A 20,103-nucleotide genomic window follows, 5' to 3' on the forward strand; every position below is an offset into this window, starting at 1 on the left:
CCTTTCGTCTTCGGTGGGTCTCAGAGGCGCCCGAGGCCGTCCCGCACCTTCTGCAGCAGCTCCAGATCGGGTTCCGCGTGGCAGAGGGGGTGCGGTGGGTGGGCGGTGATCCGGCCGGACTCCAGCAGGTCGCAGAGCAGGATGACGACGACGCTCATGGGCAGGTCGAGATGGGCGGCGAGCTCGGCGACGGCGACCGGCCGAGCGCACTGCCGCAGGATCCGGGTGTGCTCGGGTTGCAGCCGGCCGGCCCACGCGGGCGGCGGATCCACCGCGGTCACCGTCGTGATCAGGGTGAAGTCGGCGCGGCTGGGCCGGGTCCGTCCGCCGGTCAGGGTGAACGGCCGTACAAGACGGCCCGCCGCGTCGCCCCCGCTCACCTCACTCGCCGCGTTCGGACACGACGAGGCCGGTGCGCGGTGCCGCGCTGAGGTGTTCGCCGATCTTCTTCACCAGCATGTTCATCTGGTACGCCACCACGCCCACGTCGGCGCCCTGGCCGGTGAGGACGACGAGATGGGCGCCGGGTCCGGCGGCCGTCAGGATCAGATAGCTGTTGGCCATCTCGATCAGGGCCTGGCGCACCGGGCCGCCGCGGAAGTCCATGCTGACGCCCTTGCTGAGGCTCATCAGGCCGGACGCGGTCGCAGCCAGGCGTTCGGCGTCGTCGCGCAGGAACCCGGTCGACTTGCTGACCACGAGTCCGTCCTCGGACAGGACGACGGCGTGGTTCACCTCGGCGACCCGGTCGACGAGTCCGGTGAGCAACTGGTCGAGCTGGGTGTGCGTGGCAGGGGTGGGGCGGGTCATGTCAGCGTCCTTCATGAGCGGTCGGCGGGCGGGGTCGAGGAGCGGGGTCCGGCTGCTCGGGCGGAGCCGGGAGCTCGGCTGCGGCGGGGACGTCTACCTCCGGGTCCTGTGGTGCGGTTTCCTCTGCCTGGTCGTACTGCGGATCGCCCTCCTCGTCACGCGCCTTGAGCGTGCCGCGCTGGAAGCCGGCCAACGACGAGGCGGCGCGTTCCGCGGTGAAGTCGTCCGGGAAGCCGTCCTCCCCGGCGGGCGCCGACTCCTCGCGCAGCTCGAGCACCAGGCTCGTCTGCGGCACACGTCGTGGCAGCGGGACGGGGCTGCCGGAACGGCCGGCCTCTTTGGACCGGGGTGGCTCCTGGCGGGCGTCGGCGGTCCGGGCCGGCTTCGCGTGCCGCGCTCGCTGGGGGAGGGGCGGGGCGGCCTCGGTCTCCTTCTCGTCCGCCGTCCCGTCCCCGGTGTCCGGCGCGGCCGGGGCGGGCGTCTCACGTACGACGATCTCGTGCGGCACCAGGACGATCGCCGTGGTGCCGCCGAACGGCGAGGGGCGCAGTGTCACGGCGATGCCGTGCCGGGTGGCGAGCCGGGCTATCACGAACATGCCAAGCCGGAGGTCGTCGGCCAGGGCCACCACGTCGAACTGGGGCTCCACCGCCAACTGGGCGTTGAGCGAGGCGTAGTCCTCCTCGGACATGCCGAGCCCGCGGTCCTCGACCTCGATGGCCAGGCCCTTGGCCACCATCGCCGCGCGCACCTCGACCGGGCTGGGCGCGGGGGAGTACACGGTCGCGTTGTCGATGAGCTCGGCCAGCAGATGGATGACGTCCGCGACCGCGGGCGGGGCGAGGCTCACCTCCTCGTCGGTGCGCACGTCCACCCGCTGGTACTCGGCGACCTCGCCGACGGCGCTGCGCAGGATGTCGATCAGCGCGACCGGCTCGGTCCAGCTGCGTCCGGGCCGCTCACCGCTGATGACGACGAGGTTCTCCTCGTAACGGCGCAACTGGCTTGCGGTGGAGTCGAGTTCGTACAGGCCCTTGAGGACGTCCGGGTCGGTGTGCTGCCGTTCCAGCCCGTCGAGCTTGGTGAGCTGGAGGTTGACCAGGTTCTGGCTCTGCCGGGCGATGCCGAGGATGACCTTCTGGAAACCGCGCCGGGTGTCGGCGAGTTCGACCGCGGTGTGCACGGCCGTGCGCTGCGCGGTGTTGAACGCCTCGGCCACCTGGCCGAGTTCGTCCTCGCCGTAGTCCAGCGGCGGTGTCGCCAGCTCCACGTCGACCCGCTCGCCGCGGTCCAGCCGCGCGACCACGTCGGGCAGCCGGTCCTCGGCCAGGCCGAGGGTGGCCATCCTGAGACCGTGCAGCCGCCGGGACAGTGAGCGGGTGATGCGCCAGGACATGCCGACGCACAGCAGCAGGGCGACGAGTCCGCCGACACTCAGACAGGCGGCGGTGACCAGCAGCTCGTGCGCCTTGTCGGCGCTGCGGTGGAGCAGGTCGGTCGTCTGCTGCCCGATGAGGGCCGAGTATGCGTCGGAGACCTTGATCAGCGCGGCACGCCACTGCTTCTGCACGTCCGGCAGGGCGATCCTGTGGTCCTTGCCCATGGTGGCGCGGGCCGCGAGCACCTTGTCCTCGATGGACTCCAGGGTCTTCCAGTCCGCGCTCTGCAGGATCCGCTCGGTCTGCCGCTTCGCGTCACCGGTGAGCGAGGGGACGATCTGGTCCTCCACGAGCCAGCGGCGGGCATTCACCAACTGTGCGAACGCGGCCCATGTCTTCTCGTCCATGGACCCGGCCGGCCCGGCCAGGGTGACCTGCGTGTCCTCCTCGGACACCAGCTCGGCCGCGTGCTCCAGGGCGACGAGCGGCCCGGCCTGCGAGGTGAGGTCGCCGTCGTCGACCTGGGAGAGCTCCTGGAAGCCGTGGATCTGGTCGTCGATGATCGAGGTGTACTGGCCGAGTGCCTGCGCGGCGGTGATGTCGGTGGGGTCGTCCACCTGACCGCGGTAGTACTCCAGGCTGCTCACCGAGGCGACGACCGAGTACAGCCGGTCCTTGATGCGGGCCGGTGCCTTCTTGATCGCGTCCGTCCGGTCGACCAGCTTGGCGACCGCCGCGTCGGTCTTCTTCCGCTGCGCGTCCAGTGCGGCCCGGGAGCCGTGCCCCGAGGCCACCCATACGGCCGACAGACTGCGCTCCCGCTGCAGGGCGAGCGTCGCCTCGGTGCCCATGGCCCCGGTGGACCTGCTCAGCTGTGTCTGCGACCGCAGCCGTAGTCCTTCGGTGAACATCTGGGTCGTCGTCACGCCCCACATGGCGGTGAGGGTGACGCTCGGCACCAGCGCCAGCAGGATCAGGGAGAGACGTATGGAGCCGAGGCGGCGCCGGGCACCTGTCCGTGGAGACATCGTCGTCCTCGAGGGCGGTCAGCGGGGCGGGGGAGTGCGCGCGGAGCGCGGTGGGTCGGGCGGGTCCGGTCAACGTGTGCCGTTGGCGGCGTACTTCGCCACCGCGGCCACGTTCGTCTTGGTCACGAATGCGGGGCCGGTGAGTACGGGGGCCACTCCGCCGCCGCTGACGTTGCCGTTGGTCCGGTACAGCCACAGCGCGTCCACGGCCAGGTAGCCCTGCAGATACGGCTGTTGGTCCACGGCGAACTGCACGTCCCCGCTCTGCACGGCCTTGACCAGGTCCTTGCTGAGGTCGAAGGTCGCGATGTGCGCCTTGCTGCCCGACTGCTTGACGGAGTTCACCGCGGCGAGCGCGAACTGCGCGCCGTTCGTGACGACTTCGTCGATGCTCGGGTCCTGCCGCAGCCGGGATGCGATGGAGTCGGTCACGGCGTTGATGTCGGTGCCGTCCACATAGAGCATGTCCGTGCGGCCGGTGAACGTCTTCTTCACTCCGGCGCAGCGCGCCTCCAGGGCGACGTTGCCGCGCTCGTGGATGACGCAGAGGGTGTGCCCGGCCTTGAGACCGTCCAGCTTGTCGCCGACTGCCCGGCCCGCGACGCTCTCGTCCTGGCCGAAGTACTCCAGGACTCCCTCCGACTTCCAGACGTCTATACCGGAGTTGAGGGCCACCACCGGTATCCCCGCCGCCCTGGCCCGGGCGATCGGGCCCTTCATCGCCTCCGGCTTGGCCAGGGTCACCGCGATGCCGTCGTTCTTGTCCCGGATGGCGTCCCGCACCAGTTCGGCCTGCCCGGCGGCGTCCAGGTCGCCGGCATAGGTCAGTTCGACGTTGTCCTTGGCCGCGGCGGCCTCCGCGCCCTTGCGCACCAGGTCCCAGAAGGTGTCCCCCCGGTCGCCGTGGCTGACCAGGGTGATCTTGATCCGGGCGGTGCCCGCCTTGCCGGCGCTCGACTCCGACCGTGTGCCGTCGGATCCGGAGCAGCCGGATATGAGCAGACAGGTGACGGCCAGCACCGCGGCCGGCGCGAGGCCGTGCGCCGGTCTGCGGTGGGCCGGACTTGGGGGAGGAATGTTCATGAGGGTGCGGCACCTCGCTGTGCGGCCGAGCATGAGGGGGATGGATCGCAACCCGCGGCACATGTGTGTGCCGACCGGCGACTCTCCTGGCCGGAGCCAATCGTGTGTGACCGCAGGTAGTCAAGTGAGCAATCAGCGTTAGTACGTTGTCGCTGCCGCATCGTGACGATCCGGTCGGTGCGCGCGAGTTGTACGGGCGCGACCTGGGCCGCCGCTCCCTGGTCGGGAGCGGCGGTCGAGCGTGGCGGCGCGGTCAGGCGCGGTAGCCGAGGACCGTCATCATGCCACTTTCCGAGTGGTACTGGTTGTGGCAATGGAGCATCCAGAGGCCGGGATTGTCGGCGTCGAAGTCGACGACGAGCTTGCGGTGGGGGAGCACGATCGAGGTGTCCTTGCGGGCTCCGGCGTCCCAGAGGGCGGCGAGGGCGAAGGTGTGGCCGTGCAGATGCAGCGGGTGCCACATGTCAGTGGCGTTGACGAGGGTGAGCCGCACGCGTTCGCCCTGACGGACGGGGTGGCGTTGCGTGACGGAGTAGGGCTTGTGGTCGAAACCCCAGTCGAACCGCTTCATGTTGCCGGTGAGTCTGACGCGCAGTTCCCGGTCGGGCTCGCGTTTGCCGAGGTCCACGGACTCGTGCGGTCGCATACGGCGGGCGGGTACCAACTCTCCGTCGAGTTCGGAGGGGCGGACATTGGCTGGCGGAACGGTTCTTCCCTTGCCGGTGCGCAGGAGGGCGATTCCCTGGCCGTTCTTGCCCTCGGCGAGGGCGACGAACGGGAAGACGCCGTCCTTGACGGTGACGAGGACGTCGTAGCGCTCGGCCATGCCGACGATGAGCGCGTCGGTGCGCTTGTGCTCGATCGGATAGCCGTCGGTGTGGGTGACGGTCATGGTGTGGCCGCCGAGCGCGACGCGGAAGGCGGTTTCGGAGCCCGCGTTGACGATCCGCAGCCGGATGCGGTCGCCGGGCCGGGCCTTGAACACGGACGGGGCCGAGGGTACGCGTCCGTTGATGAGGTAGTAGGGGTAGGCCACACTGCCGCCCTCGCTGTGCAGCATGGGGCTGAAGGAATGGTGCAGGACGCGCGAGGGACCGGCCCCCTTCGGGCCCGCATGGCCGCGTTCGGCACCCATGGCCACGCCCATGCCCTCCATCGTCACGTGCTTGCCCGGGGGGATGAGCTGCGACATGACGTTGTCGGGGGTGGAGCCGTTGACGCCGTCGAGCCAGTCGTCCAGGACGATCAGCCACTCCTTGTCGTAGGCGAGGGGCTCCTTGGGGTCGTCGATGATGAGGGGGGCGTACAGACCGCGGTCGGGCTGCATTCCGACGTGGGAGTGCAGCAGGTACGTGCCCGGGTGGCTGGCGGTGAACCGGTAGGTGAAGTCCGCTCCGGCCGGGATGGGCGGCTGGGTCAGGTCGGGCACGCCGTCCATGTCGCAGCGCAGGCGCACGCCGTGCGAGTGGAGGGTGGTCGTGGTCGGCAGGCGGTTGGCCAGGGTGAGGCTGAGGACGTCCCCGGCGGTGAGGCGGACCAGCGGTCCGGGCAGGGTGTCGGCGTAGCCCCAGGTGTTCACCCTTCGTCCGCCCAGATCCACGGTCACCGGTTCGGCGGTGAACTTGTACGTGCGCACAGGGCCGGACCCGCGCCTCCGCTCGGTGGCGCGGACCTCGGGACCCGAGGGGGTGACATACCCCTTGGGGCCTTTGGGGACGAAACCGCCGCTGTCCACGCTTGCCCCGTCACCGAGGTGGGGGCTGGTTTGCGGGTGCGGTCCGGATTCGGTGCAGCCGGCGACTACTCCCAAGCCGACGGCCGCGATCGGGGCACGGAGCAAGGTACGGCGCGAAGGTGTGTGCATGACTGAATAACACACGTTTTGTGGTGATATGTCCGTTAACCGGGGGCGACTCGTTCGGTGGTGTCGGCCGCCGCGGTCGGTCCCACAGGGGCCGCGGTCAGTCCCACAGCGGGATGGTCATGACCCGGTTGTATCCCTCAGGCCGGGTGTCCGTGTAGGTGAGGCTCATTTGCGTGAAGTGCTCCACGCGCGGGTCCTTCTTCCAGGGCTCCGGGCGCTCGAGCCGGATGACCACCGGGTATCCGTGGAACGTACCCGCCGCGCAGTACGGCTTGCAGTCGTTCACCACGTTCACACCCACGGCCGTCGCGGAGGTCGGGCCCCACTGCGACCAGTGCATCGCGACCAGCCGGCTGTTGCCGTCTCCGCAGGCCAGGATGAAGTTCTCGGGCTGCGTGTTCGAGCGGAACGAGCAGTCGACGAGCACCGGGGCGGACTGCTGTGTCACCGTCTGCGGGGCCGCCTGAGCCGATGCCGACGGGTTGGCGGACGCCGTCGTCATCGCCGCTGTGAGCAATGTGCCCGCCCCGAGAATGATCGCTGTGTACACCGCAGGTCTTGCCATCGTTGCTCCCGGTAGTGGGCGATCGCCTCTGTATCGACGCTACGACCGTCCCGGCCGATGCACCACTCGCACGGAGTAATGGGCCTCGACGCGGCGCCCGGTGCATGATCGGTGCCTAGGCGGCGGCAAGGAGTGTACGGGGGCATGGGCATGGCGGCACGGACATACGGCTATGTCGGACCCGGTGATCTGAAGGGGCTCGTGCGGCCCGGTGGAGAAGGCGAGGGCATCCGCTCCGCGGCGGACTTCGCCCGATGGGTGTCGGCTCGTGGCGCGGAGGAACTGGCCGAGCCGTTCACCTTCGTGGTCGATGCCGAAGGCGTGCTGCGCCTGGCGCCGCGCCGCAGCGAGCATGTGGTCTGCGCCGGGGGCGCTCCGGTGCTCGGCGCCGGTGAGATGAGCTTCCGGGAGGACTCCGGACGGTGGGCGGTCGACGAGGTCAGCAACCAGTCGACCGGCTACTGCCCGGACCTCGGCTCATGGCCGTCCGTCGCGGACGCCCTGGACCGGGCCGGGCTCGTCCGTCCCAGTGGCTTCACCCACGAGGTGGTCTTCCGCCGCTGTGTGGCGTGCCGACAGGTCAATGTCGTGCGTGAGGACCACTTCGTGTGCGTCCTGTGCGACGCGGACCTGCCGTCCGACTGGAACGTCGCTCCGACGGAGCTTTTCGACGTGCGCGCGATCAGCTTCGTCGAGGGCAAGGTGCCTGCGTTGTCGGCCGGCGTCCGGTCGGCCACGGACCGTGTCTGGGACGAGGCGCTCCGGGCCGACCCGAGCCTCTTCGACGGTCCGGCGGTGGCGTGCACGGGTCTGCGCGTGGAGCCGGGGAGCCTCGTCCTCTTCTGGGCGAGGGCCACTTACCGATACCGCGGCCTGCGCCGGGTGCCGGGTGCGCCCTCGGTGTCCTCGTTGTTCGTCGCCCTGGTGCAGCCGACGGACGACGGACGTCTCCTGGTGGGCCGTATGTCGACCTCGACGGCCACCCCGGGGCGACTGCAGTTGCCCGGCGGTTCGATGGAACCGCCGCCGCACGGCGAGCCGCTCGACGTGCCCGCGCTCCGTGCCCATGCCGCCCGGGAACTGGCCGAGGAGACGGGCCTCGACACACCACCCGAGGATCTGGCCCTCTGGCTGGTCACCCGCGGAGAGCGCGGGAACGTCGGCTTCCTGTTCCGCGCCCCGGCCCGGCCGGCCGAACTGCTTCACCGGCGATTCGCGGCCCTGGTCGCCGCGGAGACGGCGCAGGGAGGTGAGCCGGAGCTGGACCGGATCGTCCTGGTCGGCTCCGAGGCCGAGTCGGCAGGCCTCGGCGGACCTCGAGTGGACTACCTGTGGCCGGTCGTGCGGCGGTTCACGGATCAACGCGGGTGAGCCGTGGCGAGACCCTCTCCGGGTAATCCCGCGGGTCACTCGATCGGAGCCATCCTGCCCCGATGGCCCTCCGTTGGGCGGCGCTTGGCGTGCGGCGGCGGCCGGCTGCGGGTCAGATGGTCTGCGTGCAACGATCTTCCATACACACAGCCATGGCCACAGCCACACGTGCCCGCCGGGCCCGTCTTGCCGCGGCCGTAGTCCCCACCGCCGTTCTGGCGCTGCTCGTGCCCTCGGCGGCCGTTCCCGCCTCGGCCGACGGCACTCCGGTGCGCGGCTCCGCCCATATGGGCATGGGAGTCATGACCCACGACGGCAGCAGCGGAACGCCCGGTGACGCGCGCGCCGGTCAGACCGAAGGTGTCGACGTCGCCAGCTACCAGGGTGACGTCGCCTGGTCGAAGCTGTGGAGCGGCGGGGTCAAGTGGGCCTACACCAAGGCGAGCGAAGGCACCTACTACACCAACCCCTCCTTCTCCTCCCAGTACAGCGGCTCGCGGAAGGTCGGCATGATCCGCGGCGCGTACCACTTCGCCACGCCCGACACCGGCACCGGCGCCTCGCAGGCCGACTACTTCGTCGACCACGGTGGCGGCTGGACCGACGACGGCTACACGCTGCCGGGTGTGCTCGACATCGAATGGAACCCCTACGGCGACGACTGCTACGGCAAGTCGCCGAGCGCGATGGTCACATGGATCCGTAACTTCCTGAACCGGTACAAGTCCCGCACCGGCCGCAACGCCGTGATCTACACCGCCACCAGTTGGTGGAACAGTTGCACGGACAGCTACGGCGGCTTCGGGGCGACCAACCCCCTGTGGGTCGCGCGATACGCCTCGTCCGTCGGTGAACTGCCCGCGGGCTGGTCGACGCACACGATGTGGCAGTACACCTCGACCGGGGAGATCGTGGGCGACCGCGACAGGTTCAACGGATCCACGGACCGGCTGAAAGAGCTGGCCACCGGCTGAACCACCCGTCAACGCCCGTTCTTGAATCCTCCGTTCGCGCCGGGCGGCGTGTGCGCGCGGCGCTGACCGCCCTCTTCGCTTATGTTCAGCCACGGATCCGATATTTGGAGTAAAAATGCCAAAAGCGGATGAACTGGTTGATGCGGCGGGAGGGGTGGCGGTCGTACCCGTCAGCCCACCGCGACGGCGGCTGCTCCCGCGGCCGTTCGTCGCCGGGGCCGCGACGGCGGCCGGCGCGGTGGCGGTGGCGTTCGCGCTCGCCGGAACCCAGTGGCTGAACCACCCCGCCGTCGAGGCCTGGCGCACCGTCTGCCTGGCCATCACCGTCCAGGCACTGCCGTTCCTGCTGCTGGGCACGGTGCTGTCCGGCGCGATCAACGCCTTCGTACCGGCCGACCTGTTCACCAGGGCGCTTCCCCGGCACCCCGCTCTCGCCGTCCCGGTGGCCGGGGTGGCCGGCGCGATCCTGCCGGGCTGCGAATGTGCCTCCGTACCCGTCGCGAACAGCCTGATCCGCCGGGGCGTCACCCCGGCCGCGGCCTTCGCGTTCCTGCTCTCCGCCCCCGCGATCAACCCCGTGGTGCTGACCGCCACCGCCGTGGCCTTCCCGGGCAGCCCCGCGATGGTCGCCGCCCGGCTGCTCGCCTCGCTCGTCACCGCCGCGCTGATGGGCTGGCTGTGGCTCTGGCTGGGCAAGGAGGAATGGCTGCGGCCCGCCGTCCGGTACACGGGCCACCGGCACGGTCACAGCCGCTGGACCGAGTTCCGGCTCGGCTTCCAGCACGACTTCCTGCACGCCGGCGGCTTCCTCGTCCTCGGCGCCATGGCCGCGGCGACCTTCAACGTCCTGGTGCCGCGCTCGGTCCTCGACGCGTTCTCCGGCTCGCCCTGGCTCTCGGTGCTCTTCCTGGCCGCCCTCGCCGTCCTCCTGGCGGTGTGCTCGGAGGCCGACGCCTTCGTCGCGGCCTCGCTCACCGGCTTCTCGCCGACCGCCCGCCTCGTGTTCATGGTCGTCGGCCCGATGGTCGACCTGAAACTGATCGCCCTTCAGGCGGGCACCTTCGGCCGGGCCTTCGCCTGGCGCTTCTCCATGGCGACCACCGTGGTGGCGGTCGCCGCGGGCGTCCTGATCGGAGGCGTGCTGCTGTGAAACGTCACGCCCAGACAGCGCTGCTGGTGCTGACCGGCCTCGGCCTGCTGCACGCGGCCCTGTTCACCGACCTCTACCTGCGCTACGTCAAGGAAGGCCTGCGCCCGCCGCTCATCGCGTCCGGCGTGCTGCTCACCCTGCTGGGCCTCGTGAGCGCGGCCCTGGACCGGGAACGCGACGAACACGCCGGTCACGCGCACGGCCACGACCACTCCACCGCACCCCGCATCGCCTGGCTGCTCTTCCTCCCCGCCCTGAGCCTGCTGCTCTACGCCCCGCCCGCCCTGGGCGCCTACACCGCGGCCCACTCGAACAACAAGGCGGTCAAAGCGCAGAAGCGGTTCGACCCTCTGCCCGCCGCCTCACCCCTGCCCATGACGCTCACCGACTTCACCAGCCGCGTCCAGCAGGACCGCACCCTCGCCATCAAGGGCCGCAGCGTACGGCTCACCGGCTTCGCCACCCCGGCCGGGCCGGGCGGCGGCTGGTATCTGACCCGGATCATCTTCACGTGCTGCGCCGCCGACTCGCAGACGGTCAAGGTCCGCGTGTACGGGACCCCGGCCCCGCCCGCCAACAGCTGGCTGGCGGTGACCGGCACGTGGCACGCCAAGGGCAACCTCGGCACGAGATCCGCGGAAGCGGCCCTCGACGTACGCCGGCTCCAGCCCATGGCCCAGCCGGTCAATGCGTTCACGGACGACCTGCCTCTCACCCCGTCCTAGGGTCCGTCCGGCGTTCACCGCGAAGCCGGAGGCCGTCCCGGCCAGGCCCGGAGGGGCAACCCCGGCCGACATACGATGGCCGCCGGGGAAACGGGCGGCGGCGGAAGGGAGACGGGGCGTGACGGATCACCGGCAGCGTGCCCGGCGGCGGGGGCAGGGCGAGCTGGAGGCGATGGTCCTGTCGGCGCTCCGGGAGGCGGACGGCCCGGCGACCGCGGGCTGGGTGCAGGAGCGCCTGGGCGGGGACCTCGCCTATACGACGGTGATCACGATCCTGACCCGGCTGCTGGCGAAGGGAGCGGTCACCCGGGAGCGGGCGGGCCGGTCCTTCGCCTGGACGCCCGCGTCGGACCAGGCGGGCCTCGCCGCCCGGAAGATGCGCAGGGTGCTGGACGCCGAGAGCGACCGTCAGGCCGTGCTGGCCAGCTTCGTCACCGGTCTCGGCCCGGACGACGAACGGCTGCTGCGCGAACTGCTGGGCCACTCCGAGGCGGAGAGGGACGACTGAATCCTGACGGGGATGTTCGTCTTTCTGCCGCTGGTCCTCCCGCTGACGGCCTGGCCGATCGCACGCCTGGCCGAACAACACCTGCATCCGCGCACCGCGACGCGGCTGCTGACCGGGGTGGCCGCGGTGATGGCGCCGTGCAGCACGGTCTGTCTCGGCCTGGTGATGGTGGTCGGCACGGCCCAGCTGCCCGGCAACCTTGTGAGCCAGGCCCGCCCGGTGCCGGGGCGGGCCTGGCTGCTGCCGGTCAGAGGTCGAACTCGTGCGGCGGCAGCTCGAGGGTGAAGCACGCCTCGCGGACGATCGCCTGCTCGTCCTTGTCGAAGTTGCCGTCGGCCCCGCCGATGACGATGCCGATCTGGATCACGGCACGGGCCTCGGCGGGCTTCTTCTTCGCCTTGCCGACCTCCTGCAGCACGCTCACCTTGCCGAAGGCGAAGTCGGCCGTGAGCTTGTTCAGGTTGTCCTCGAACCGGCGGCGCAGGTCGTCGGCCGGGAAGTTCTGCAGAACCTCGTTGGTGGCGATCAGCTGAGCCACACGCTGGCGTTCGGAGGGGTCCACGGTGCCGTCGGCCGCGGCGACCAGCGCGCACATCGCCATGCTCGCGTCGCGGAATGCGCCGCTCTTCAGATCGTTCTTCTTCGCCACCAACTGGGTCTGCATCTGCGATGCGGACTCCTTGAAGCGGTCCCACAGGGCCATGCGAACTCCATACGGTCGTGAACTTTTACAGTCATGTAGAAACTATCAGGAGGGGGTGCGAAGTCGGGTCTGCTTCCCCCTCCCGTCCTCTTTCTCCCTCCTGTCTACGATCGGCGGCTCGCCGTCGTTCCGGTTCAGTCCTCGTCTTCCTCGTCGCCCTCGAAGAAGTCCCCGATCTCGTCGATGGCTTCGGCCGCGACCATGCCCCCGACGACACCGACCGCGAGTCCGGCCGCGCCGGCGGCGATCGCGGTGCCCATGCCGGGGCCGGAACGCTGGTGATGGTCGTGCCCGTGGTATCCGCCGTGGCCGTGGTCGTACCCGCCGTACGGGTCCGTGTGGGCGTACGCGGAGTGGGCGCCGTAGGACCCCCGATGCTCGATCAACTGCCGGATCCAGCCATTGACTTCGGCGTTCCAGTCCCGACAGTCGTGGTGCCCGACGCTGAACCGGGTGAGGGCGTCATGGCCCTCGGAGAAGAAGCGGCCCCGCTGGTCGGCCTCCAGGACGACCTCCACGCCGCCCGGGCCGGCCAGGAAGGTGACCTCGATCTCGTTGAGCTGGTGGGCGTACTGAGCGGGCGGGCTGAGCTCCAGCTCCTGGTGGAAGGGCAGTTGCTGCCCCGTGCCGCCGATGCGCCCGTACTCGAGGTCGGCGGACCTGAAGCCGAACCCGATCCGGCCGAGAGCCTCGAGGACCGCCTCCTGTGCGGGCAGCGGCGCGACGTTCAACTGGTCCAGGTCGCCCTTGTCCTTCGCGCCCGCCACGGACAGCTCGGTGCGCACGCCGAGGACGATGCCCAGCGGCTGTCCGTACAGCTCGGTGATCGGGGTCTCCCACGGCAGGACCACGCTGAACGGCACGCTGCGCAACCCGCCCTCGGCGAGCCGGAAACCGCCGCCGACGGTGAACCGGTCGAAGACGACCGCCCCCTCGCTCTCGCCGTCCTCGTGCGCGGCCTCGACCCGCGCCACCAGTTCCAGGGTGATGTGCTCGATGTCGAAGTCGGAGGTGCCGCCCTTGAGGTGCACCTGACCGGCGAGTGTGCCTCCGGGCCGGACCGGTGCGGGGTCGAGGACCGTGTCGACCGTGGGGCCGCCCACGCCCAGCGAGCCGAGCAGTCGCTTGAACACCATCGTGGCGTTCTCTCCTTCGTGTGCGCGTTGTCCGCCTGCGGCTTCTACAAGCGAGTAGAAGCATAGGCGCGGGGGTGGTCGTAGGCGGGGGGCTGCGGGGGTGTGCCGCGTTGAAGTTGGAAACCGATCGGTTTACAGTGAGTGGAAACCGATCGGTTTCATCTGTGGGAGAATGCCATGACTGCAATCAAGGGCTCCACCGTCCTCGTCACCGGCGGCAGCCGGGGCGTGGGCAAGGCCCTCGTGGAAGAGCTGTACGCCCGCGGCGCCGGCAAGGTCTACGCCACGGCCCGTGACCCCCGTACCGTGACCCATCCCGACGCCGTGCCGCTGGCGCTCGAGGTCACCGACCCCGACTCCGTGGCGGCCGTGGCCGCGCAGGCCCAGGACGTCACGGTTCTGATCAACAACGCGGGCGTCGCCACCGGCGCGAGCTTCCTGACCTCGCCGGTCGAGGACATCCGACGCGAGTTCGAGATCAACTTCTACGGCCCTCTGCTGCTGAGCCGTGCCTTCGTCCCGATCATCGAGCGCAACGGCGGCGGCCACATCCTCAATGTGCACTCCGTGCTGTCCTGGCTCGCCAACGGCAGCACCTACAGCGCATCCAAGGCCGCGCTCTGGTCCCAGACGAACAATCTGCGCCTGGAACTGCACCCGCGCGGGATCGGCGTCACCGGCCTGCACATGGCGTACGTCGACACCGACATGACGGCCGCCATAGAGGGGCCGAAGTCCAGCCCGCACGACATCGCCGTGGCCGCCCTCGACGGCATCGAGGCGGGAGCGCACGAGGTGCTCGCCGACGACGTCACCCGCTGGGTCAAGGGTGTGCTGTCGGGAGACCTGGAGTCGATGTACGAGCAGCTCGCCCGATAACTGCGCGCACGACCGCCCTGAACGACAGGACGTGTCGGCGGCTGGGCACACCCTGGCGGCCGAACGCGCGTCGGCGGGCCGCCAGGATGCCGCGTGTCACCTACTCGAAGCGGCCTTTGACGACCCGCGCCGCGGCCTCGCTCTCGGCCGCGGGGGGAGACAGTTCGCTCAGCGTGTCGAGGTCCGTGTCCTCGGCGAGCTCTCGCTCCCAGGCGTCGGCGAGCCTCTCCTGCTCCGCACGCGGCTGCTGCTGGACGAGTTCCCGGTCGTGCGGGCTCAGGGCGGCCAGGAATCGTTCCATCGTATCGATCGCCATCCTCTTCTCCTTCGTCACGGGGCGTGCGTGCCGAATCTGCCGACACCGTCCAAGCGTGATCGGCGGCGACGGTTCACCGTCGGTGCCGTGGCCCACTCGGACCCGAACGGGGGAACGAACCCGTACGGAGGAACCCGTACGGCCGACCGTGCCGTCGGACGCCGGCTGGCCGATGGGCGGCCCCGTCAGCCGCTTCCGCTGCGGCCGGGCAGGCCATGGCGAGCCCCGGCCCGGCTCACCGCACGCGGCGGATCTCGCCCCGCACACGGTAGAAACCGCCCGCCGCCGCATGGACGGCATCGACCACGTAGCGCGCCCCCACCTGCCGTATCTCCCGCGGGAACTGCACGTTCCAGCCGGGCTCGAAGCCCTCGGACACCACGTGGACCCGCAGCCGCCCGCCCTGATCGATGCACTCGACGACCACCCCGCCCGCGGGCGGCGTGCTGACGGTCGCCAGAGCGGACACCGACGTCGCCGGGTTGTAGGTGGGCAGGGCGGCAGCCGACTTCACGTCGACGGCGACGGGCACCGAGCCCTGCTGGGCGGCCGCGATGGCGGCCTCCGACGTGTCCACGCACACCAGCGACCCGTCGGTGGTGACCAGATACAGCCGCTCGTCGAAGTACTGCATGGACAGGGCCGAGCCGTTGCCCGTGCGCAGCTTCCACAGCCGGGTGCCGGACGCGTCGAAGCAGTAGACGGAGGAGGAGTTGTCCCCGGCGAAGACATAGCGGCCGCCCGGGGCAGTGGCGCACGAGTACACCACGGCGTCGCACGTGTAGACGCCCTCGACCTGTCCGGTGGCCTTCGACAGGCGCTGCACCACATGACGGTCCGTGCCCGCGTAGACCGACGTCGCCTCCTGCCACCCGAACAGCACACCGCCGCGTGTGTCGGTGTGCCACAGCTCGCGGCCCCCGTCGGGGGCGTAGGCGGTCACGCCCTCGCCGTGTCCGTGGTACACCGCGCGCTCGTCGGCCCGCACCATCCAGGCCGATCCGCCGGACGACCGCCGGGACCACTGGTGCTCGTCCTCGTGGTCGATCACCGTGAGGCCGCCCGCCGCGTCCGAGACGTTCAGCACCCCTTCGTGGATGTCCAGCCAGAAGATGTCGACGTTCGCGGCGATCTCGTACGCGGCGAACGGCAGCTTCGAGGACAGGTCGTACACCCGGCCGTCGTCGCACCCCGCGTAGATCCAGAAGTCGTCCGCCACCAGGCACTTGACTCCGTCGGGGAGCCGGTAACGGGCCATCACCTCGCCGTCGTGGCCCAGGTTGTAGACATCGCCCGCCTGATTGCCCACCCAGACGCGCTCCTCGTCGACATGGATACCGAACGCGGCCGACCCGGTGCGGAAGCGCCACAGCACCGGCGCCGTGGCGCGCGCGGTCGACGGTGCGGAGCCGACCTGGCGCCGCGTCACGGAACGGGGCGCACGCTGACCGCGTACGGCCGCCGCATACCCCTTGCGGACCTTCTGGTCGATCTTCTTGGCCGCGGCCGCCTGGGCCCTGGCCGGTGTCGCGAACGACGACGTCTGCACCTGGCCGGACGCGCCGATACGGCCGTAGCGCACCGTGACCGCGGTGCCGTCGACCGTCACCTCGTAGAACTTGTGCGCCCCGCCGCCGTCCTCGGACAGCTCCAGATACGTCGTCTCCGCCACGACCGGTCCCTCCCGTGCACGACCCCACCGGCGCCACCGCCCCGCGGTGCGCCCTTCGATGATCGGAACTTACGGGAGGGCACTGACAACGGGTCCGTCAGAGGTCCGCCACCAGGAGCCGGTAGCCGACGTCGACGCTGTCGAGGGTGAGGAGTTCGGCGTGACGGGTGTGCCAGTGGCCGGTCGTCAGGTCGTACGCGAGCCGGTTCAGGCCGGGTGTGATCAGGTCGTCGCCGGCCTGGGTGAACATGGATATCCCCGCGCGCACCTCAGGGTCGAGATAGGCGTGGGGCCGGCGCCAGTACGCGGCGCCGAACCCGTCCACGCAGTCGTGGGGGACGGGGACCGGCTCCTGGCCGGCCCCGCCGAGCAGTTCGACGAGCCGGTCGATCGGCACCGCGCGGGCGTCGTCGAGCGCGGCCGCCTCCGGCAGATACTCCCGTACGAGCCAGAACCTTTCACGGAAGACGTCCTGATCCCAGGTCAGGACGACGATGCGGCGGCGGGCGACCCGGCGCAGCTCGGCGATTCCGGCTGCCAGGTCGGCCCAGTGATGGATGGTCAGCAGCGCCATGACGGCGTCGGCGGCGTCGTCACGCAGCGGGAGCCGTTCCGCCACCGCCTGCACAGCGGGGGCGGAGCCCGGCGGGCGCTGGGTGAGCATGACCTGGCTGGGCTCGACCGCGAGAACGGTCCCCGGCGGCTCGTACGAGCCGGTGCCGGCTCCGACGTTGATCACGTCCGTCGTGTCCCCGAGTGCGGTGTGGATCTGGGCGGCGATCCTCGGATCCGGCCGTCGAGTCCGGGCATACGTTGCGCCGAGCGTGTCGTAGGTAGCCATGCCGCTCAGTATGCGAAACGGGCGGGGCTCAGGGCTGCCGTCTCGGACGCCATGGCCGACGCCCGACTGTCGGACCCGCGTGCCACACTGCGCCGCATGGCACTTGCTGATCTCACGCTCGACCAGTGGCGGGCCTTCGACCCGTCAACCGCACGGCGCTTCGCCCGGGAGGCCGCCGGCCTGGTGCAGGGCCGTGTGACCGCCGTCGAGACGGTCGAGCATCTGGGCGGTCCGCTGCACCGCGTCCGGATCGAGCGCGACGGGCAGGAGTTCGCGCTGGTCCCCGGGGGGCCGGTGACGCTGGGATTCGATCTGGGGGCCTGGCGTCCGACGCCCGAGCAGACCGCCGACTACGACGCGAGTCTGGAGCAGGGCTTCGGGTACGGCCCGGATCTGCGGGCCCATCTCGCGGAGGTGCTCAGCCCCCGCCGGAGCGCCCTCCTGCCCACGCTGCTCATGGCGGTCGAGGACGAGGACCTGACCGAACTGCCCGCCGACATGCCGGCCGTGCTCGCGGCTCGTGGACTGCGCATGCCGAGCGCCGACGAGTGGGAGCACGCCTGCGGGGCCGGGGCGGACACCCTGTTCCGGTGGGGGAACGACTGCCCGTTGGACCGCATCCCGTACGGGGACCGCACCGGGCCGCACAATCAGCCGAACGCCTTCGGCCTGCGCATCGCCCACGACACTTATCGTGCGGAGCTGACGAGCGATGCCACGGCGATACACGGCGGCGACGGTGGCGAGTCGGTGTGCGGCGGTTACGGCCACCTGCTGGCATGGCTGCCGCTGGCCACCGCCAACCGCAACCCCGCCATGGTCGAGTTCGTGTACGGCCCGGAGGGTGACGACCTCTCCGAGGAGTTCTCCACCCGGCCGGTGCTCACGCTCTGATGCGACCCGGCGGCCGCCCCGTCACCGCGGGGGACGGCCGCCGGCCTGTCTTTGCGGGCCCGCCAGGGCCGGAGCGTCCACCACGTCCACGTCACTGGCCCGGACGTAGGCGAGCCGGTGGCCGAACTGGATCTCGTAGTACATCTCCTGGCCCTTCACCACCGGGCTCGGCGTGTACTCGAAGGTCGACCTGTCGATATAGGAACCGGTGGTGTGGGACATCGTCACGTAGCGCTGCCCCTCGTCGAGGGTGTACGGCAGCGGCGACTCGGTCGGCTCCGCGATCCCGTCCGGGTAGGCGTCCTCCTCCGGGAGGGCGCGCCCGTACACCGGGACCTCGCTCAGGCCTTCCTTCGGAGTCACCATCCGGCCCGCCGCACCGACGGCCGTGGGACGCTTCGTCGGGTTCTTGAACCAGGCCTTCCTGCCCAGGTACCAGATCGCCGTCCAGTCGCCCCGGCGCTCGGCGACGGCGTAGGTCTGGCCGGCGGAGACCCGCGAACCCAGGTCGTTGACGTCCTCCGTGGAGTCCTCACCGTCCGGGCGCCGGCCCGGGTCCTGGATCAGCGCGGCGTCGTCGGCCGGTTCGGTATGGAGGCGGACGGCGCTGGAACCGTGCGGAGCGCACGGCACACCGTGCCCGGCGCATCCCGTGTAGCGCGGCTTGTAGGTGGAGTAGTCCGGCAGCACGGTGACCATGGGGCTGTCCGGCCCGGCCGTGGCCCGCAGGGGGACGCCCAGGAGGTCGAAGTAGTGCCGCCAGTCCCAGAAGGGGCCCGGGTCGTCGTGCATGTCGGGGATGCTGTCGGCCGTCGGGGCGGGCACGTTGTCGTGGCCGAAGATGTGCTGCCGGTCCAGTGGGACGCTGTACTTCTTGGCCAGATAGCGCACCAGACGGGCCGATGACCGGTACATCTGCTCCGTGTACCAGGTGTCGGGCTGCGTGAGGAAGCCTTCGTGCTCGATGCCGATGGAGCGGGCGTTGACGAACTGGTTGCCCGAGTGCCAGGCCATGTCCTTGGTCCTGATGTGCTGTGTGACATGGCCGTCCTTGGATCGGATGGAGTAGTGCCACGATGCCTCCGTCGGATCCTGCACGGTCTGGAACATGGAGCGCAGGGACGCCTCGGTGTCGTGGATGACGATGTACTCGATCTTCTGGTCCTTGGGCCGGTCGCCCAGGTCGTGATTGCCGTACGCGTCGTCGTCGATCTCCGTGTACGGCGCGCTGAGCCAGGAGCAGGCCAGCTCGGCGGGGCACTCGACCTCCTTGGGGCGCGCCGCGTTCTTCAGGGTACGCGGGTGAACGTCGGGGCTGGCGGGCAGGCTGACGGACTGTCCCGCGTCGGTGGTGCGGTGCGCCCCCTGGTGGATCACTCCGAAGACGTCATTGGCGTAGGTCGCCGCCTCGGTGGTGTCGTCCAGGCCGGGGAAGCGCGCCACGGCCTCCCACCAGTCCGCCGGGTTGTCGCTGAGCGGCTTGCCGAGCTGCCGTTGCGTCTCCGCCAGGAGCGCCGCACCGCCGCGCACATTGGCGGCGGCGTCCTTGCGCAGTTGATCCTCCGCCTCCCCGGTCAGGCGGGCGGCCTGCTGCAGATCGGACGGCTGACCCGAACGCTTGCCAGACGGTTCGGCCGTCTGGGAGGGGGAGGGTCCCGCAAGTGCCATGGCACTCCCGCGCTGCTGCGTCGGCGGGTCCGCCTTCTGGGCCAGCCGGGTGTCCACCAGGTGCATCGGTCCATAGCCGCCGCCGACACTCGGCGCGCCCTTGTGGAAGTCCCAGCGCGACTGCAGATAGGACACGCCCATGAGCACACTCCGCGGCACCTCGTACTCGTCCGCGGCAGCCGTGAAGTCGTTCTCCAGCCGCTGGTCGGCCGCCACACCGCCCGGCGCGCCGGACAGCAGCGGAGCCAGCAGCGGGGTCATCAGTGCCGCCGATGCCGTCACGAGGATCGTCCGGCGGTGCCTGCGAACGGCACTGGGGACACGGGGGGAGAAGCGTTTCTTCATTGCAGGTGTCTCCAACCAGGCTCGTCGCAGCAGGACGCGGCCAGGACAAGGGAGTTGCCCCTTACGCCACCCCTCGTACGATTCCGTGCCCGGCACGCCCCGTCGCGCCGAGGGTCACCGGCGTGGACCAGCAGCACGTCAGAGGCCACCCGGTCGGCGGCACCAAGTCCGCTCCAGTGCCCAGGGCGTGAC

19 protein-coding genes and 1 pseudogene are annotated in these 20,103 nt (G+C 70.5%); 8 read left to right on the top strand and 12 right to left on the bottom strand.

Going from position 1 to position 20,103, the window contains the following annotated elements; translation table 11 throughout:
* Positions 1–20: 20 nt before the first annotated feature.
* The 6 genes from Q8A52_RS21875 to Q8A52_RS21900 all read right to left on the bottom strand — a co-directional run bounded on the left by Q8A52_RS21875 (position 21) and on the right by Q8A52_RS21900 (position 6,666).
* Positions 21–380 (bottom strand): DUF742 domain-containing protein, encoded by a 360-nt coding sequence (locus tag Q8A52_RS21875; RefSeq protein WP_316754380.1) that lies wholly within the window; start codon positions 378–380, stop codon positions 21–23.
* Between the two features lies 1 nt (position 381).
* Positions 382–810, bottom strand: a complete 429-nt coding sequence (locus Q8A52_RS21880; RefSeq protein ID WP_316754381.1) for a roadblock/LC7 domain-containing protein — start codon at positions 808–810, stop codon at positions 382–384.
* Between the two features lies 1 nt (position 811).
* The gene (locus Q8A52_RS21885; RefSeq protein WP_316754382.1) at positions 812–3,217 is read right to left on the bottom strand and encodes a sensor histidine kinase; all 2,406 of its coding nucleotides are present in this window, start codon (positions 3,215–3,217) and stop codon (positions 812–814) included.
* A 69-nt stretch (positions 3,218–3,286) separates the two neighbouring features.
* A complete protein-coding gene (locus tag Q8A52_RS21890) occupies positions 3,287–4,300 on the bottom strand; it encodes a sugar ABC transporter substrate-binding protein (RefSeq protein WP_316754383.1) in 1,014 nt (337 codons plus the stop codon).
* Positions 4,301–4,553: 253 nt separating this feature from the next.
* On the bottom strand, positions 4,554–6,164 hold the full coding sequence (locus Q8A52_RS21895) for a multicopper oxidase family protein (RefSeq protein ID WP_316754384.1): 1,611 nt from the start codon (positions 6,162–6,164) through the stop codon (positions 4,554–4,556).
* Positions 6,165–6,261: 97 nt separating this feature from the next.
* Positions 6,262–6,666 (bottom strand): hypothetical protein, encoded by a 405-nt coding sequence (locus Q8A52_RS21900; RefSeq protein WP_316754385.1) that lies wholly within the window; start codon positions 6,664–6,666, stop codon positions 6,262–6,264.
* 207 nt (positions 6,667–6,873) lie between these two features.
* Between Q8A52_RS21900 and Q8A52_RS21905 the strand changes: the two genes are divergently transcribed.
* From Q8A52_RS21905 to Q8A52_RS21930, 6 genes and pseudogenes are all read left to right on the top strand, one after another.
* On the top strand, positions 6,874–8,100 hold the full coding sequence (locus Q8A52_RS21905) for an NUDIX hydrolase (protein ID WP_316754386.1): 1,227 nt from the start codon (positions 6,874–6,876) through the stop codon (positions 8,098–8,100).
* A gap of 152 nt (positions 8,101–8,252) precedes the next feature.
* A complete protein-coding gene (locus Q8A52_RS21910) occupies positions 8,253–9,074 on the top strand; it encodes a lysozyme (RefSeq protein ID WP_316754387.1) in 822 nt (273 codons plus the stop codon).
* Between the two features lie 115 nt (positions 9,075–9,189).
* On the top strand, positions 9,190–10,224 hold the full coding sequence (locus Q8A52_RS21915; protein ID WP_316754388.1) for a permease: 1,035 nt from the start codon (positions 9,190–9,192) through the stop codon (positions 10,222–10,224).
* Complete coding sequence (locus tag Q8A52_RS21920) at positions 10,221–10,949, top strand: TIGR03943 family putative permease subunit (RefSeq protein WP_316754389.1); 729 nt, start codon at positions 10,221–10,223, stop codon at positions 10,947–10,949. Before Q8A52_RS21915 ends, Q8A52_RS21920 begins: the two co-directional genes overlap by 4 nt.
* Positions 10,950–11,067: 118 nt before the next feature.
* On the top strand, positions 11,068–11,457 hold the full coding sequence (locus Q8A52_RS21925; protein ID WP_316754390.1) for a BlaI/MecI/CopY family transcriptional regulator: 390 nt from the start codon (positions 11,068–11,070) through the stop codon (positions 11,455–11,457).
* Between the two features lie 12 nt (positions 11,458–11,469).
* Positions 11,470–11,655 (top strand): annotated as a pseudogene (locus Q8A52_RS21930) (M56 family peptidase); the annotation flags it as partial.
* A 49-nt stretch (positions 11,656–11,704) separates the two neighbouring features.
* On the opposite strand, the gene Q8A52_RS21935 reads toward Q8A52_RS21930, so the two are convergent.
* Complete coding sequence (locus Q8A52_RS21935; RefSeq protein WP_316754391.1) at positions 11,705–12,160, bottom strand: tellurite resistance TerB family protein; 456 nt, start codon at positions 12,158–12,160, stop codon at positions 11,705–11,707.
* A gap of 134 nt (positions 12,161–12,294) precedes the next feature.
* Positions 12,295–13,296: a sporulation protein gene (locus Q8A52_RS21940; protein WP_316754392.1), complete on the bottom strand. Its 1,002-nt coding sequence runs from the start codon at positions 13,294–13,296 to the stop codon at positions 12,295–12,297.
* A 177-nt stretch (positions 13,297–13,473) separates the two neighbouring features.
* Between Q8A52_RS21940 and Q8A52_RS21945 the strand changes: the two genes are divergently transcribed.
* Complete coding sequence (locus Q8A52_RS21945; RefSeq protein WP_316754393.1) at positions 13,474–14,175, top strand: SDR family oxidoreductase; 702 nt, start codon at positions 13,474–13,476, stop codon at positions 14,173–14,175.
* 100 nt (positions 14,176–14,275) lie between these two features.
* On the opposite strand, the gene Q8A52_RS21950 is transcribed toward Q8A52_RS21945, so the two are convergent.
* The 3 genes from Q8A52_RS21950 to Q8A52_RS21960 all read right to left on the bottom strand — a co-directional run bounded on the left by Q8A52_RS21950 (position 14,276) and on the right by Q8A52_RS21960 (position 17,004).
* The gene (locus tag Q8A52_RS21950; protein ID WP_316754394.1) at positions 14,276–14,491 is read right to left on the bottom strand and encodes a hypothetical protein; all 216 of its coding nucleotides are present in this window, start codon (positions 14,489–14,491) and stop codon (positions 14,276–14,278) included.
* A 235-nt stretch (positions 14,492–14,726) separates the two neighbouring features.
* Positions 14,727–16,163: a WGR domain-containing protein gene (locus Q8A52_RS21955; RefSeq protein ID WP_316754395.1), complete on the bottom strand. Its 1,437-nt coding sequence runs from the start codon at positions 16,161–16,163 to the stop codon at positions 14,727–14,729.
* 97 nt (positions 16,164–16,260) lie between these two features.
* Positions 16,261–17,004: a class I SAM-dependent methyltransferase gene (locus Q8A52_RS21960; protein ID WP_316754396.1), complete on the bottom strand. Its 744-nt coding sequence runs from the start codon at positions 17,002–17,004 to the stop codon at positions 16,261–16,263.
* A 96-nt stretch (positions 17,005–17,100) separates the two neighbouring features.
* Here Q8A52_RS21960 and Q8A52_RS21965 point away from each other — a divergent pair, with 96 nt between their 5' ends.
* The gene (locus Q8A52_RS21965) at positions 17,101–17,898 is read left to right on the top strand and encodes a hypothetical protein (RefSeq protein ID WP_316754397.1); all 798 of its coding nucleotides are present in this window, start codon (positions 17,101–17,103) and stop codon (positions 17,896–17,898) included.
* A 21-nt stretch (positions 17,899–17,919) separates the two neighbouring features.
* Here the strand turns inward: Q8A52_RS21965 and Q8A52_RS21970 are convergent, their stop codons facing one another.
* Positions 17,920–19,911, bottom strand: a complete 1,992-nt coding sequence (locus Q8A52_RS21970) for an N-acetylmuramoyl-L-alanine amidase (protein ID WP_316754398.1) — start codon at positions 19,909–19,911, stop codon at positions 17,920–17,922.
* Positions 19,912–20,103 lie beyond the last annotated feature (192 nt).

The sequence above is a fragment of the Streptomyces herbicida genome (assembly GCF_032656585.1).
GTDB lineage: Bacteria > Actinomycetota > Actinomycetes > Streptomycetales > Streptomycetaceae > Streptomyces > Streptomyces herbicida.